The organism is Phocaeicola coprocola DSM 17136, assembly GCF_000154845.1.
GTDB classification, from domain to species: domain Bacteria; phylum Bacteroidota; class Bacteroidia; order Bacteroidales; family Bacteroidaceae; genus Phocaeicola; species Phocaeicola coprocola.
Map to the genome: position 1 here is coordinate 24464 of NZ_DS981502.1, position 15591 is coordinate 40054.

The window sequence follows — 15591 nt, forward strand, 5'->3', positions numbered from 1 at the left end:
ATCTGAGAATTGCTTTTTTAAAACTATACTTTGTCAGGAAATCTAGGAATGGAATAATTTAAAACTGCATCATGATATATAAAAAGAAAAATCACCACAGATTGAGTACTTCATTAATAGCAGAATCAATCTGTGGTGAATATAAGCTGTGTCTTAGGTTCTATTCAGCCGTTATTTATAGAATTTCGACATCGGATAAACTCCGACAGGATAGCTTGTCTTGTTTTCGATGTTTTTTACTAGTACAGGAGTTTCTCCGCTACAGTCGTATACCAGCAGGTTTCCGTTTGAAATAGTTGTTTCATAATATTCATCCGAAATGGCAACATAAAGATACTTCTTTATCGGATCGGCTATAGCATTGCAGTTTAAATATTTGGCATTCGGAGCATCCTTTGTCAGGTCTATGATATTTTCCTCCACTTTCCATGTCTTGAGTGAAATACGGCTGACGCTGGTTTTTCCGGCACAGAAATAAACATAATCTCCCGCAAGAGCAATGCCCGGAGTATCGAAGAACTCGGCTGATATGTCGGCCGAAACTTGTTTTTCCTTTACGATTTCCCAGGTATCAAGATTTACAAATATAAAATAGCTCTTAGTAGATTCCGAACGTCCGCATGTGGCAATCATGATTTCACGCTTTCCTGTCTGGCATACACCACTGATGAATTCTCCTTTGAGATCTGGCAAGATACGGGTTGCCTTGTTTTCTCCTTTTTTAAACTCCAGCAGTCTTGTACTGGCCCAGAATCCTCCTCCACCGGTATATATATAGTCGCCAATGACAACCATACCTTGAGTGCCGGCAACAGCTTCAATTGTATTTCCCTGATTACCGAAATGGTAGGAATCTTCTACTATATTTAGTTCTCCGGTCGTACTGTCAAATCGGAAAAGTGCTTTCTGGTCTGAGAAAAATATGTTTTTTTCGTCGATGACTACAATATTTCTTAGTGGAGTAACTAGTGGAAGAAATTCATTTTCGTCTAATGAACCTTCTGGACGAGGGTATTTTAGTTCGTCGAATTTAAATACTTTCTCCCGTTTCAGTGTCACGGCATCGGCTATTACCAGTGTGCCGTCACCTTCGTGTTTCTGATATACATCCTTATTGGTGCTGAGAATATAAAGTTTCCCGTTATGCATATAGAGGTCTTGTCCCCCATGACCGAAAGCCGATCCGTTGACTTTCTGATATACGTTCTGTTCGATATTTCCTTCGGGAGTAATGTAAGTCAGTGAACTGTTTTCTATTGCAGCTCCCTGATTGAGAATCAGTACTCCGTCAGGATCAGCATATCCTCTCAGATATGCAGGAGGTTCGGGATTGGTCGAAGGTGGTTGTGTACCCGGATCTTCCGGGTTGTCCGAGATCCTGAGAAAATCAGCAGTCCGCAAAATGCCGGAACGATGAGGTTATTCAAGAGTTTCATGATTCAATGTTTTTAAGTTTACTGTTTTTATTTGCCGGGTGCAAAAAAGAATCCGGCAGGGAAGTTCGTATAGTTCTCATATTTGGCAGCAGGATTTTCTGCGCTATTGTTAAAATCGAAAGACCAGATTGTATTCTGAGTATACTGGGCAAACGATTTGATCGTGTTGATATATACATTTCCTGTTACAGGATGAACTCCCAGTCCATTATAAAGCAATCCTGCATTGTTGTCGATGGCAGACAAGTCGGTTAAAGTTTCTTCTGCATCAAGACCTGATGCTGCATTAAGTGATTCGTCTTCATCGAATTTAAGGCGGTAAATTGTTGTGCCATCTGCATAATAAATGTTGTTGTCATAACTTGCAAATGCTACTCCAGAGCTTCCTACACTCGGTTTTACATTGATCTGGCGCTGTATTATTTTTTTGCTTTCAACATTGAATTTGTTCATGGTCGATTTTCCGAATCCAAAAGACATTACCCAGATATCTCCGTTTTCGGCAGCCTGGATGCCCAAAACTTCATTGATGGAGATCTCTACTCTATATGGGAAATTTATTTTGGTCGCATTGTCGTTTTCCGGAGAAATTTCTATAATACCGTTTAACGTACCTGCTTTGTATGTGTATACTTTACCGTTCATTGTTACAAAACGACTTTTGGGAGCATTGTCGGTTCCGCTGACGAAAGTTAGTTCTTTCGTGTTTGTGTTAAGGCGGTAAACTCCTTTATTGTCGCGGATGTATACATGTTCCGCATCTAGTGCGGCAATATGTGTAGGCCAGTCGAGAGTAGAAAGATCACTTCTGCTGAAAGCCATTTCCTTTTTAAGTGTCTTGGCATTTACGACAATAAGCATACCGTCGTTTTCGAGTTTTGTACCTACGGCATTTTCGTCACCGTTTTGAGTGATTATATAAATTTTGCCGTCACAGAAAGCCATGTCTTGAGCTACATTACCCAGTTCTGTGCCATTGACTGTCTTATAAGCATCGTCGAAAACATATCCATCCGCAGTAATGTAGGTCAGTGAGCCATTTTCGGTTGTCATGTTACCTTCATTCAGAATGAATGTACCTTTTGTGTCATCGAAGAAATTCAAGCATTGGAGAGTTATTTCCTTCGATACTTCTTGTGCGCTTGCATTGGTTGCGGTAATGATAAGAGTTGCTTTCGATGCAGCTTCAGAAGTAGCTTTTATATTGATGCTGTTTTCGCTTTCCTTTACCTCCGCAGTCCATCCTTCTGGCAGCGTATTGGTAGCGATAGACTTGATGTTTTTTGCCGTATACTCTAATTTGAAGGTTTGATCGGGTACGATAAACAGAGGTTCTGTTTCGCTGATTTCTGTTACCAGTTCAAATTCCGGAGCCGGCTCGATGACTGCTTTGTCATCATTACTACAACTGCCGGTAAAAAGACATAGAGTCAGCAGCAATATCCCGAATAAGATATTGGTCTTCATAAATTTAGTTCTTTTCATTTTTCAAAAGTTTTTAGTAGGTTGATTATTAATTCTTTATAGTCTGGCTTTTTATGCTTACATTGGTCAGGTGCAGGTCTGTTACTCCCATGATTTCAGTCGAACATTCGCCCAGCCATCCGTTTTCCTGATTCACTCCTGTATGTATGCGGATGAAGTCAACTCCCGGAAGGTTTGCCGGCTGTCCTTTCGAGTCTACCGCCCAGTCGATGTCAATAGCCGATGCATCCTTGTCGTTCAGTTCATTGTCCGCATAGCCGTAACCAAAGCGGTAAAGAGCGAAGTACGTACCTTTTCCACTCTGGTCTATTCCGTTTTGAGGAAGACGTGTTCCGGCAAACGTAATCTTGTCTTCTTTTATCCATTGTGGAAAATAAGACTGCAAGTGAGTAGCGTTCATAGCCTTGTAGCCACTTCCCCCCTGATTATCTTCCCAGCGGATATACTGCTCGGTAGGAGCTCCGGGTTCTGCTGACGGACGGTAGTAAGTTATTTCATAATCCAGTATCGTCTGGGTATCGTTTCCTGCCTGAGTTGCCAGATCAATCCAGGTTTCTTTTCCGTCAGGGTAAGAACTTCCGGCAATTTCGTACCATCCGTCGTCGGGAAGTCCGTTTCCGTTTGCATCATAGCATACCTGGATGACTCCGGGTTCACTACTTCCATAATCCGATGCTCCGTTGGCATAAAACGCGTTTCCCAATACACGGAAGTCGCATAAACCGGACTTGTTTTCAATGGTATGGTCGAATCCTACAACGATATATCCGCCGAAGCCTCCCAGTGAAACCATACCCATCTTGTTATTTCCGATAGCTTCGAGGACTTTACGGTTCATATCCTCCTGAGTATCTCCTTCCTTGTATTCAGGAAGCTGGTTGACAAACTGTCCGACAGCCGGACGGAAATCGAGTACACGGGTTATATAAGGTGATTTTTCACCTGTTGTCGGTGGAGTTTCCGGATCATCTGTATTACTACAAGATGTAAAAACTCCGGAAAACATGATAAGCGAGAAGCTTATCGCCCACATGGATTGTAATGTGAATTTTTTCATCTTTAAAAACGTTGAAGTTATTTATTGATTAATAGAACTTTTCTGTCGAAAAAGCGATGTGTGCAGGAATGTCGCCGGTACGGACTTTCCACTGGAACTTGCCTGCCGGCGAAAAACAGTAGAGATATCCCGGAGTGACATAGTTTGTGGCATCGCATACATATATTTCCTTGGTTTCCGGATTGACGGCAAGTCCGTAGGGCAATGTGATTTCCTTTTCCGTTCCGTCAGTTATGAAGCTGCGTGATACGATTTCCTGTTTTTCCGTATCGTAGACAGCATACGAAATCTGGTTCTTCCCTGTGTTGTAGTTCCATTCGGTGCTGATGGTGTACAGCCGGTTATCGTCCATGCACATTTCGCTTGCGGCGATACCCAGCTTGCCGGTTACTTTTTCCGTATGAGAGTCGATGACATAGATGTCAGATCCTACACCGTAATAATCTCCGCGTGAGCTGACATAAATCCGTCCCTGCTTGTCTATTTCCATTCGGTGCAGATTGATAGCCACATCAATCGTGTTGACTACCTGAAACGATTGTAGATCGACTACCGAAACCGTACGGTCGTAATTGGGGAAACGATATCCACCGGAATTTGCCACATACAGCCGTCCGTTGTTGATAACCATCTCTTCCGGTTGATAGCCAACCACTACTTCCCGTGTAATCTGAAGTGTTTCGAGGTCTATTTCCACTACTTTTCCCGGGCGTGCGTTCGGATCTATCTGTACCGGACCGGCATACGAACTGACATATGCCTTGTCGCCGTTGAAAACAATGTAGCGGCAGTTAGAAATAGTCACGCTGCCGATATGCTCTGCCGTGTGCACATTCATCACCTCCACAAAGTTGGAACAGTTCACTACGACATACAGCCGGTTGCCGTAAATGCCGATATCGTTGCCCACATCCCCAAGCTCCTTCACCACATCAGGGTTCCGTTCCGGATAAATATTGCGGAAATAACTTCCTGTACGTGCGTCAAAATGATCGATTGTACACTTGTTGCTTCCCATATTCCCTTCGTTGACAAGAAAGAATCCTTCTACAGACTGCGGGTCCGAAGGCATGGTGACATATTCCACTTCCGAACGAATCATCGGAAGTTCCTGACGGCATCCGCTCAGGAAGCATAAAATCAGGCAAACGGTCAGGTAAAAACGATAGTTGTTCATGGTCCGAATGATTAAAAGTTATATTGGGCAATCAGCTTGAAGTTGGTTCCGGGCATCGGATAGCAGGTCACTACCTCATATTGCTGATTCAATAAGTTGTTTACTTCCAGCGTCAGTTTCAGGTCACCCTTCCATACCTTCAGTCCTTTGGAAACCGAGAAGTCGCTGGTGTACCACGGCAACTGATAGTTATAAGGAATATTCGCCTGCGAAGAATAACGCTCTCCGGTATAGATAAAGCTGTAGCTGGCTTCCCATGAGCGCCATTGCAGGTTTACCACAGCCGAACCGCTGTGCCAGGGGATATACGGAATCTGCCCTCCGTAAAACTCACTTTTAGGGTCGGTAAAGTCCTGTGCCCGCTGGTAGGTATAATTGATCCGGTTGCTTACCGTCAGCTCACGTCCGATCTTCCAGCCGGTCTGAAGCGCAACATCTACCCCTCTGATTTCCACATTTCCCAGATTGACCATCGTCCAGCGGAAGAAATTTGATGTAGGAGTGGCTACGATTTTATTCTCCACCTCATTGTAATATACGTCCGTCTGGACTTCCAGCGCGCGTAGCCACGTACCGTTGAAAGTACGGCTGTACGTAAATCCTAAGTCGTACTGCGTAGTGAACTCCGGTTCCAGATTGATATTTCCTACAAACGTATAATACAGGTCGTTCAGCGTAGGCATCCGGAAGATACGTTTATAGAAACCTCTCAGATTGAGTCCGCTTTGCGGGAAAGGCCGCCACGATACGAAAAATGAAGGAGTAAGCTTCTGCTTGTCGGGAGCAGGTGTCCCCGAACTCGTATCGTGTACGTACGTTTCGAGCAGACTGGCCTGAAGTTCTACTTGCTTGAAGCGCAAGGCCGTAGCGATGGACGCCAGCAGCGTATGCCGGCGCGGATACACAAAGTCACGCAAGTCGGCATTCAGCAGATTGAACTGATAATCTGCCGAAAAGCTTGCCTTCCACCACGGAAACAGATTAAAGCGGTTGGCTACCGATGTGTACACTTCCTGCTGGTAATAATGATTGTTGACATACATCAGCGACTCGTCTTTGTTAGGATCGGCCAGGTAATGCAGGTAGTCGTATGCATATTTTGCATTGGCAAGCAGGCTGTACCACTGTGTAAAGTCCTTCTTGAATGTACCCTGAGTAAAGAAATTCGTATCCCACTGGCGGTCCTCGTGCGAGAACTTGTTGCGGACGATAGCTCCCGGATATCCCCGTTCCGAGTTGTACAGATAAGCTTTCGCTTTCCAGTATCCCTGATTAATTCGTCCGAACAGCCCTCCTTCCACGCGCAAAGCATTCAGGTCACCGTTCTGCCGTACCGCTGTCGTATCATATCCCTCCTGCATGCGGTAAGTAAACTTGTACTTGCCCGACGAGTGAAGATACTCGGCACTGAACGAACTGCTTATCTGTTCTCCAAGCTTTTGCTCCCACAGTATGGAAGGATTTGCCACACCAAACGAACCCGTCTTGAACGAAGCCTTTACGTTATACTTCTTTCCTTCTTCGAACTGAGGCGTCCGTGTCTGTAAATAGATGGAACCCGACGAGCCGAAATCCTTTGCCGGCTGGAAGATGGCACTCTTTTGCCCGTTGTACAGCGTGACAGACTCCATGTTGTCGAGCGAGAATCTTCCCAGATCGACCGTACCGTTTTGTGCGTTTCCCAGCTCGATGCCGTCGTAGAACACACCTACATGGTTGGTTCCCATACTCCGGATATTCACTGTTTTCAGTCCCCCTACTCCTCCGTAATCCTTGATCTGTATGCCGGAAAAATAGCGCAATGCGTCGGCCACGTTGTGCGAACTGAGCTGATAAAGCTGCCTGCCCGATAACTCTTGTACCGGAAAAATCTCTTTCTGTACGGCACGCGCCGTCACAACAACCTCGTTCAGATGTTGAAGACTATCTAACTTATTTTGTGCATGTACGGGTGCACACATGTTTATACCCCACACCAGCAGGGTAAACATTACTGAATAGCAAAGTTTATTAAGCATTATGTAAAACGTTCAACCGTCCTATCCCCCGAGTTCGGTTAATTAATAAAAACGATGGCAGGTCTTCTGACTGACTCACACGCTTTGACACCTTCCCGGTTTTATCCAGTGGCAATGAGTAATTGTCAACGTGCTTGATGAGCTTCACAGCAGCGGGACTGTTCGGGACTTTCACCCGATTCCCTTTTAATCCGTCGGGTCGAAACAACCTTCCGGAACCAATCAATGGCAAAGATAATTTATTTTTCTGAATTTTAATACAGTTTTTTTGTTTTGAAAATGTTTTTGTATTAAGAACTCTTTTGTCGGAGAATACCGATAATTTTAGTAGTTTTGTCTGAATGAATCATTAAATATATGCATGTATGAAAGAAATAAATGTATCGGAACTGAAAGATAACATGTTCGACGCTATCAGTAAGGAATGGATGCTGGTAACGGCCGGAACACAGGAAAAGTTTAACATGATGACGGCAAGCTGGGGCGGAACCGGTGTTTTGTGGGCAAAGCCCGTAGCCTTTATTTTCATCCGTCCCGAGCGTTATACCTACCAGTTTATTGAAGAGGGAGAAACGCTTACCCTGTCTTTCCTGGGCGAAGAGCATAAAGATATACATAAAATCTGTGGTTCCAAATCTGGGCGCGACATTGATAAGGTAGCGGCTACCGGACTGAAACCTTTTGCCACTCCCGAAGGAAACATTGCCTACGAGCAGGCACGTATGGTACTGGAATGCAGAAAACTGTATGCCGATATGATAAAGCCCGAGCAGTTTATCGATGCCTCACTGGTAAGTCGCTGGTACGGCGAAGGACATGGCGGATTCCATAAAATGTATGTCGTAGAGATAGAACATGTATGGGTGAAAGAGTGAGCATAATGCTTGTCAGAATTCCATGATAAACTCATCCAGCGAATCGTTTTCGTCCATACCCATCTTGTCGTGTTTGAGGCGGTTTTTCCGTTTCTTCAAGGCGACCTTGCTGGTGTCGAGCAGGTAAAGCATGTTGCTGTTTGAGATGCCGATTTTGATAAGGCAGCAAAGCGAGATGTCCACCTTTGTCAGTGTCGGGAACTTTTTCCAAAGCCGGTCGGTAAAGTTATTGTAGCAGATGTTTATAACTTCCGCCAGATTGTCCTGTTCCTCGTCGGAGAGCACTACCGACCGGCTTTGTATTTTATCCTGCTGGCTCATTTTATTGAGCTGTTCCATTTTTCTGATGATTTCGCTGTGGCGCAGGATTTCCTTTCTCATGGCAGCCTCCTTTGAAGAGTATTCGCTTCTCATCTTTTCCCTTTGTGAAAGTTCTTTGTCCAGAGCTGTTTCCTTTTCGATGATTTTTTCCTGTGCAGCATGCAGGTCGATGGTCTTTTCTTGCAGTTGCAGCCTCATTTCCTTCATCAGGTCGTCTTTTGATCGCATCTGTTCTGCCAGTTTACGCTTCTCTTCCCTGCGTTTATAGAAGAATATAACAGCTACGGTCAGTACCGCCATGCAGATGGCTGTCAGTGATATATACAGTCTTTGTCGTTTGATTTTCAGCAGCTTGTTTTCACTCTGAATCAAGGAGTAGTCGTATTTGTGCTGGAGGTTTGCCACTTTAGAATCCAGCCGTTCTTGATAGATGGTATCCAGCAGTTCGGCATACCGCTTGCTGTATTCCAGCGCTTTGGGAAGATTTTTTATTTTTTCTTCGTATATACTCCAGTCTAAATAACGGGATACTCTGAAATATGGATCATAATCTCTCGTATCCTTGCTTAAATAGAAGTGTGCCGAATCGTATTGGTTCATCTCCAGCAAGATTTTTCCCTTATTACCCCATAACGGATATAGCTCGGTGGAATCCTTTGCGAGCGATAAACTGCGGTTTACCAGTTCCAGTGCCCGTTTGTAATCTTTTCTTTCTCTTGCCGTTAAAGATAAACGGTTTAATAGATATTTGTCGTAAATTCGGTCTTTTGTAGTTGCGGACAATGTTAATCCGACATTAAATAGGCTGTCTGCACGTTCATCCTCTTCTTTTAGCAAACAACACCATCCCCATTTTCCATATAGGTTTATTTGTTTTAAGGTATCTTTCAGTAAAATAGCGTATCTGTTTGCCGTTTGATATTTTTCGATTCCCTTTTCGTAGGCATCTTCGTTAGTTAATAGACCTGCCCAGTGTAAGTTGAGCAGGAACTTGAATTGATTGTTTTCTATATTCCGGCTTGCTATATTCGCCTGCTGAAAATATGAGAGTGCTTTTTCCTTTTCATCCGAATCCCTGTAATACTGTGCCAGATAGAAAAGTGTCCATGCCTTGTGCAGGGAGTCGCTGCTTGTCCGGTAGTATGCTTCCGCTATCCGGAGCAGTGAATCGCTTTTCACCGGAATGTAGTTTTTATATTGTGCCTGTGTGAATAGCAGTGCATGGAGTGCCTGTTCCTCTTTACGTAATTGCGAAATGGATGGCATGTGTTGTAGTATCTTCCAGGCACTGTCGGGTCTTTCATACATCAGTTGCTCAATTTGCAGTAGTGAAGCATTTATCTGGTGTGTCCTTTTCTGGTAAATGCCGAGTGAAAGGGCGGCTGCGGTTGCTGTTATGATGACAATGATGATGAGTGTTTTATTTTTCATACTGAATGTTTGTAAGACTATTACAAATATAAATAATTTGATTGTTTTGTCGGTAAACTACTAATAGATTATTCGGGGGATAATAGCGGGATAAACTGCCTGGCTGTGCAGTCTTGAGTTCTCCTTTATGGTATGAAGACATGCTTTCCCTATGATGGAGAGAACTGTTATTTTCATACCATTTCCCGTTTTGCCATCGCATGATAAGCGGATTCTTCTTATATTTGTAGGGAAGAATAAACATCGCTTAGTATTATGAAGTCAAGTAGGGTTATCATCATAATTGTTCTTTTGCTGCTGGTTTTTGGCGGCTTCTCCGGCTGGCAGTACGCACATCGGCGTATTTACCGTGAGCTTCAGGCTGTGGAACGTGTGATGGGCACACATCCCGACAGCGCATTGTCGTTGTTGCGTAAAATTTCTTCTCCCGACCGTCTTCATGGCAGGAACCGTGCATACTATGCCCTTCTTCTTACTCAGGCTTACTACAAGAACTACCTTCCTGTTACAGATGATTCGCTGATTCGTATAGCAGCCGATTATTATGCTTCCGGCAGCGATTCCTTACGTAAGTCTCAGAGCTATTTTTATCTGGCACAGGTTTACCGTGACCTGGGTGACCGCCGCCGTTCCCTCGACTGTTTTCATCGGGCCGGTCTGTCTGCCGAGGGATGCCGTGACTACAAGTATCTCGGTCTGCTTTATTATCACTGGGGGTGTCTGCTTCAGGAAGAAAAGCCTTATAGTGAGGGGCTCAGTAAATTTTGGATATCAGATTTCTATAAAAGACTTCTTGGCGATACCGCAAGCAGGGTATACTCTTTAACAGAGATGGGATGGAGCTACATTCTTCTGGAGAAATATGATTCGGCATACCACTGTCTGTCGGAAGGCTTGGAACTGGAGAACCGGTATGATCGGAATCCATATAAACTATCGGTGCTACATCACCGGTTGGCGATATGTTATTATTTGAACGGGAAGTATCGGGAGGCCTTGTATCACTTAAACAAGGAAACGTGGGAGGAAGGAAGTGCTCCACGCAGAAGGGCGGACCTGATGAAGGGCCGTTCTTTCTCAGGTCTTCAGCAACTGGATTCTGCCCGTTATTATATTGAACGTATCCGGCAAGAGGATGACCTGGATGCGATGCTGGAATACAACCTGATGAGTTCGCGGCTGTGCCGTCAGGAAGGCAACTTCCGTCAGGCTCTGGCATATCATGAGCAGTACTCCTTGTATGTCGATTCGCTGACTCACCGCCGGGAAAACGAGAGGGTGATGCAGTGGCAGAAGAAATACGACTATTCGCTGGTACGGAATGAGAACATGCGGCTGAAAACAGAGTCGCAGCAGAAGGATATCGTGACGCTTGTGTGTATCATCGTCCTGCTTCTTCTTGTTCCTGTCTTCTATGCTGTCTATCTTCGTTTCAAGCGAAGAAAAGAATCGTTTCTCCGTCGTCAGCACCAGTTGATGGAGGCCAATATTCAGAGTTTGCAGGCAAAGGATTCTGAATTGTTACGAATCCGTCAGGAATTAGCGAGTAAGGAACGTAAGTGGAGGGAAAGTGTATTTCTTTCTGACCCGTTGGTAAAGCATATCGATACCTTTGTCCAGCTTTCTCTGCTGGATAAGGACCGTTTGTTTTCCTCGTATAAACTCTCAGGGGCCGATTGGGATCATCTGATATCATTGCTTAACTCCTGTCATAACAACTATGTGAGTCGTCTGCAAAGTGAATTTCCCGGCTTAAAGGAAATAGAGATTTCTATATGCTGCCTGCTCCGAATGCATATAAAAAACAGGGATATCTGCTATTTGCTCGGTATCAGCGACGATGCGCTAAAGAAACGTAAATACCGAATCAAGACGGACAAGCTTCACCTTCGGGATGCGGAAATAAGTCTGGAAGATTTCCTGTGTTCGTATTGATTCCTGCCTTTTTGTGTACTGTTTTCTTCTTCTGGAACGTGATGTCCCCTTAAAAAAGTAAGGCGTAATATGCATAATGTTGTATATTAGATTATTATACGTTTTTTACTCCAGAAAAATGTCCCCCTTTTGTCCGATGGAAAATGTTTTTGAAAGGTTAATTTTGTCATAACCTTAAAAAATAGAAAGAATGAAAAGTATTTTATTTTCAGTTGGATTGGCGTTATGCTGTGTACATGTAATAGCCGAAGATGTAACTATATGGAATGACAAAAGTATTTCAGGAAAAAAACAACAAGAAATACCGATATATGTTGATATTAATGATTCTTTATTAGGACTTCATTTTTTAGATAAAGTAGATCAGGTCACTATTACAGTTGTTGGTGTGGAGGGAATTGTTTATCAGAAAGAAGTTACCACTCCATTTCCAAAGTCGATTTATGTAGATTTGAATCAATACCGTAGTGGTGAATATACAATCTATATAAAAGATACCAAAGGAAATCTGCTTTGGGGAAATTTTTTGAAATAAGAATTATAGAAACTGCGCAGTTCTATTGATATTTTATTTTTGAAAGGGGCTGTATATAAGGTTATCGTTACTGGTGCAGAGGGTAAAATGAGATTACGGTTAAGACGTTTGATACTGTAATAATAGATATATCCCAATATAAATCGGGGAATTATAATATTTATTTCTATGATAAAGAGTTTAAGTTTCGCAAGTGCTAAAATGATGTAATAAAAAAGGCTAAAGTGTTTGATAATTCGTTAATTATCACTATATTAAAGTCGTCAAACAAAAAACATAGAACCCTTTAGCCATGAACAAAAATAGACATATTATCGGTGAACTCCAAGAGTTTTTTGCAAACAATGATGCCAGCAAGGCAATAAACAGCATATCAACCATAATGAACAGCATTAGGATACAGAGCAAAGTCATCGGTTCAGTCAAGAATCCGAACTGCAAGTTCACCTGTCTTCAGGTGTTGCAGTTGCTCGTGCTCTTCCCGTTCTTCTCGGTGAAAAATGCTGCCAATTATTCGTCCTCTGCACTCTGCAAGTTGTTTACATGCGATAAGGATATGTTCTATCGTTTCATGAATGACGGCAACGTCAATTGGCGATGTATAATCTACTCGGTTTTCAGACAGCTGTATTCTCGTGTGAGCCGCAAGACAACAGCAAAATCTGATGTCAAATGCGTCATTATCGATGATACAGATCTTCCTAAGACCGGATTCAAGACAGAGAAGATCGGTAAAGTCTTCTCTCATACTCAAATGAAGCCTATACTGGGCTTCAAAGCAATGTTCCTATGCTTTACTGACGGTATATCTCAGTCTATTCTTGACTTCTCTCTTCATGGAGAAGAGGGTAAGCGCAGCGACAAGCCACAGGGCTTATCCAAGAAGCAGGCAAACTCACGTTATACCAAGGAACGTTCTGAGGATGAGCGTATTGCTAAACGTAGCTCTGAGTATCTTGCAAGCAAGATTGAGACTGCTATCAGTATGCTGAAGCGCTCAATCATTGAGGGTGTACGCTTCGACTATCTTCTTGTCGACAGCTGGTTCACCTGCACCGAACTCCTGAAGTTCATAGTCTCAAGGCACTTTGGTTGCCATCTTATTGGAATGATAAAGATGGGCAAGATCAAGTATGAGACAGCTCTCGGAACCAAGACCGCACCTGAACTTATCAAGGTTCTTCAGAAGACAAAGAACTTAAAGTACAGCCGATCAATCGGTTATTATACTGCTACCATCTCTGCAAAGATCTCAGGCATCAAGGTCAACCTGTTCTTCTATAGAAAAGGCAAGAACGGTAACTGGAATGCCCTGCTAACCTCCGATCTTAAGTTGGACGCCAAGGAAGCCTTCAGACTTTACTCAAGAAGATGGGTTATTGAGGTCGCTCACAAGGAAATGAAGCAAAATCTAAAGCTCGGTAAAAACCAGTGTAGGGACTTTGCCGGACAGATCGCCGGCATATCATTATGCGTCTTGCAGTACAATATACTCAGTTATGTCAAACGCAATGAGTCTTACGAGACCATCGGAGGACTCTTTGCTGAAATTACAAAGAACTCTGTTGAACTTTCAGTAGCAGAAAAAATCTGGCTGCTGATCGTAGAAGTTATAAGCGTCATTGCCGAGGCTCTCAACTGTGACGCTATGGCTCTGACCGAACAGGTAATATCAAACGATAAACAAATTAAAGCAGTGAAAATGGCCTTTGACAAGCTGGCGGTCGCCGCCTAACGGGGCTAAAATTCACTTGCGAAACTTAAGTAAAGAGGGAAATGAAATTACCGGAGATTTTGTATTGTGATTGTTTATAGAAAACTTATGTTTAACTTAAAATTATATTATGAAAAAAATTATTTTTTATTTTCTATCTGCGATTGTATTAGTAGTGGGAACATCTTTGGTATATGCTTGCACTCATGAAGATATGAATGAGACCTCTGTTTCTCAACAAGATTCCTATGAGAAATTACGTTATGAATTGAAACAGTATAATGATATTTATGCTCCACCTCAATATGTGGAAACTAGAAGAGGAGGATTTTGGCGTAAATTAGCTAGCATATTTGGAGCAGATGCGGCAGGCGCTTGTTTGGGTTCAGCTTTTGGTGGAGTTGGTGCTGTTGTAGTAGGTATTGGAAACTCATTGCTTTTTGCGGCTATGGGTGATGAATTTCTTTGTACAGAAGAATATACGTATGGTGAGGAATTACATATAGGATTTGTAAGAATTTCTGAAGATTTGGAAAATCAACAGAAAACTTATGCCTCTTTCCCAATGGTTCAGTTGACTCCCAAAATTAATAGTCGCGGTTTGGGTGAAGAAATTACTGATATTAATCCTGTTCCTATTGTATATGAAAAAGTACGAACTCTTTCCTTGACAAGTAATAAAGTGGGATATTTGCATAATAAGATTATATCAGATTTATTAAGTGAAGATGAAAATTTATTGCATAGTTCTACATCTGTTATAATGGATAAAGTTGTTGAAAGTGTTGAGCAAGAAGGGTTTCAAGTTTCATCTCAATTAGAACAAGATGTGTTGGAACAGTTAAATAAAATCGCTATACAATGTCCAGATTTGGAAAGTTCTATAGCTGTATATCGAAATAATTTTCCTGAATATTCTGATATGTTTGATATACTTCAGGACATTACTGTCCCGTAAAAGTGGATAAATAGTTCTTTGAAATAACTGAAATATAGCTTATTATACTCTATTTGTAAAGCGCGACGATTTGAAATTGTACCTTTGAAACCAAATCAAATGGCTTCAAATGAATCAAGACAAATATGTTTTCGCTCAATTGGTAGAGTTTTTGAACAACAATAAATTCAGAAGAATCGTGGACAAATACGATGGAAATCGTTACGTCAAACATTTCACTTGCTGGAACCAGCTTCTTGCTATGATGTTCGGACAGCTAAGCAATCGTGAGAGCCTACGCGACCTGATTGTTGCATTGGAAGCACATCAAGCCAAGTGTTATCATTTGGGATTGGGTCGTGAACCCTTGGCCAAAACCACACTTGCATCAGCTAACCAAAATAGGGATTACAGAATCTTTGAAGATTTTGCATTCTTCATGATGAAAGAAGCCAGTGATAAACGAGCTACTCATATTCTGGATATCGAAGGAAAGAAGTACGCTTTTGATTCAACCACCATTCCGTTATGTTTGGCAACATTTCCTTGGGCTAAATTTCGAAGTAAAAAAGGTGGAGTCAAGGCACATGTCCTTTATGACATTGAGGCTCAGGTTCCGGCTTTTTTTACAGTAACCACAGCTTCAAAACATGACTCAACAGCAATGTCT

12 protein-coding genes and 1 riboswitch are annotated in these 15591 nt (G+C 42.7%); of the genes, 6 read left to right on the forward strand and 6 right to left on the reverse strand.

The features are described from left to right. Positions 1 to 171: 171 nt before the first annotated feature. The 5 genes from BACCOP_RS15245 to BACCOP_RS15265 form a co-directional block, all read right to left on the reverse strand. Positions 172 to 1401 carry a DUF5074 domain-containing protein gene (locus tag BACCOP_RS15245; protein ID WP_007570721.1) on the reverse strand — a complete coding sequence of 410 codons (1230 nt, stop codon included), beginning with the start codon at positions 1399 to 1401 and terminating at the stop codon, positions 172 to 174. Between the two features lie 62 nt (positions 1402 to 1463). Continuing rightward, positions 1464 to 2921, reverse strand: a complete 1458-nt coding sequence (locus BACCOP_RS15250; protein WP_007570724.1) for a DUF5074 domain-containing protein — start codon at positions 2919 to 2921, stop codon at positions 1464 to 1466. A gap of 28 nt (positions 2922 to 2949) precedes the next feature. Then, entirely contained in the window at positions 2950 to 3978 is a 1029-nt protein-coding gene (locus tag BACCOP_RS15255) for a hypothetical protein (protein ID WP_007570725.1), read from the reverse strand. A 28-nt stretch (positions 3979 to 4006) separates the two neighbouring features. Beyond that, on the reverse strand, positions 4007 to 5155 hold the full coding sequence (locus BACCOP_RS15260) for a YncE family protein (protein WP_040312156.1): 1149 nt from the start codon (positions 5153 to 5155) through the stop codon (positions 4007 to 4009). An 11-nt stretch (positions 5156 to 5166) separates the two neighbouring features. Further along, the gene (locus tag BACCOP_RS15265; RefSeq protein ID WP_007570729.1) at positions 5167 to 7146 is read right to left on the reverse strand and encodes a TonB-dependent receptor; all 1980 of its coding nucleotides are present in this window, start codon (positions 7144 to 7146) and stop codon (positions 5167 to 5169) included. A 66-nt stretch (positions 7147 to 7212) separates the two neighbouring features. Beyond that, positions 7213 to 7412, reverse strand: a riboswitch (cobalamin riboswitch). Between the two features lie 126 nt (positions 7413 to 7538). Between BACCOP_RS15265 and BACCOP_RS15275 the strand changes: the two genes are divergently transcribed. Further along, positions 7539 to 8048, forward strand: a complete 510-nt coding sequence (locus BACCOP_RS15275; RefSeq protein WP_007570732.1) for a flavin reductase family protein — start codon at positions 7539 to 7541, stop codon at positions 8046 to 8048. Between the two features lie 12 nt (positions 8049 to 8060). Here BACCOP_RS15275 and BACCOP_RS15280 read toward each other — a convergent pair whose 3' ends face one another. Further along, positions 8061 to 9800: a tetratricopeptide repeat protein gene (locus tag BACCOP_RS15280; RefSeq protein ID WP_007570734.1), complete on the reverse strand. Its 1740-nt coding sequence runs from the start codon at positions 9798 to 9800 to the stop codon at positions 8061 to 8063. Positions 9801 to 10055: 255 nt separating this feature from the next. Between BACCOP_RS15280 and BACCOP_RS15285 the strand changes: the two genes are divergently transcribed. The 5 genes from BACCOP_RS15285 to BACCOP_RS15305 all read left to right on the forward strand — a co-directional run. Further along, a complete protein-coding gene (locus BACCOP_RS15285) occupies positions 10056 to 11735 on the forward strand; it encodes a tetratricopeptide repeat protein (RefSeq protein WP_007570737.1) in 1680 nt (559 codons plus the stop codon). Positions 11736 to 11925: 190 nt separating this feature from the next. After that, complete coding sequence (locus BACCOP_RS15290) at positions 11926 to 12270, forward strand: DUF3244 domain-containing protein (protein WP_007570739.1); 345 nt, start codon at positions 11926 to 11928, stop codon at positions 12268 to 12270. Between the two features lie 292 nt (positions 12271 to 12562). Beyond that, positions 12563 to 14005, forward strand: a complete 1443-nt coding sequence (locus tag BACCOP_RS15295; protein WP_007565685.1) for an IS4 family transposase — start codon at positions 12563 to 12565, stop codon at positions 14003 to 14005. A 109-nt stretch (positions 14006 to 14114) separates the two neighbouring features. Next, entirely contained in the window at positions 14115 to 14942 is an 828-nt protein-coding gene (locus tag BACCOP_RS15300) for a hypothetical protein (protein WP_007565686.1), read from the forward strand. Positions 14943 to 15051: 109 nt separating this feature from the next. Continuing rightward, on the forward strand, positions 15052 to 15591 hold a 540-nt coding region (locus BACCOP_RS15305), incomplete at its 3' end, for a DUF4372 domain-containing protein (RefSeq protein ID WP_007570741.1).

Excerpts from the sequence above, each read along its gene's own strand:
- BACCOP_RS15265 (WP_007570729.1), bottom strand. The coding sequence starts at position 7,146 with ATGTTTACCCTGCTGGTGTGGGGTATAAACATGTGTGCACCCGTACAT.
- BACCOP_RS15275 (WP_007570732.1), top strand. The coding sequence starts at position 7,539 with ATGAAAGAAATAAATGTATCGGAACTGAAAGATAACATGTTCGACGCT.
- BACCOP_RS15290 (WP_007570739.1), top strand. The coding sequence starts at position 11,926 with ATGAAAAGTATTTTATTTTCAGTTGGATTGGCGTTATGCTGTGTACAT.
- BACCOP_RS15295 (WP_007565685.1), top strand. The coding sequence starts at position 12,563 with ATGAACAAAAATAGACATATTATCGGTGAACTCCAAGAGTTTTTTGCA.
- BACCOP_RS15300 (WP_007565686.1), top strand. The coding sequence starts at position 14,115 with ATGAAAAAAATTATTTTTTATTTTCTATCTGCGATTGTATTAGTAGTG.
- BACCOP_RS15260 (WP_040312156.1), bottom strand. The coding sequence starts at position 5,155 with ATGAACAACTATCGTTTTTACCTGACCGTTTGCCTGATTTTATGCTTC.
- BACCOP_RS15250 (WP_007570724.1), bottom strand. The coding sequence starts at position 2,921 with ATGAAAAGAACTAAATTTATGAAGACCAATATCTTATTCGGGATATTG.
- BACCOP_RS15255 (WP_007570725.1), bottom strand. The coding sequence starts at position 3,978 with ATGAAAAAATTCACATTACAATCCATGTGGGCGATAAGCTTCTCGCTT.
- BACCOP_RS15285 (WP_007570737.1), top strand. The coding sequence starts at position 10,056 with ATGAAGTCAAGTAGGGTTATCATCATAATTGTTCTTTTGCTGCTGGTT.
- BACCOP_RS15280 (WP_007570734.1), bottom strand. The coding sequence starts at position 9,800 with ATGAAAAATAAAACACTCATCATCATTGTCATCATAACAGCAACCGCA.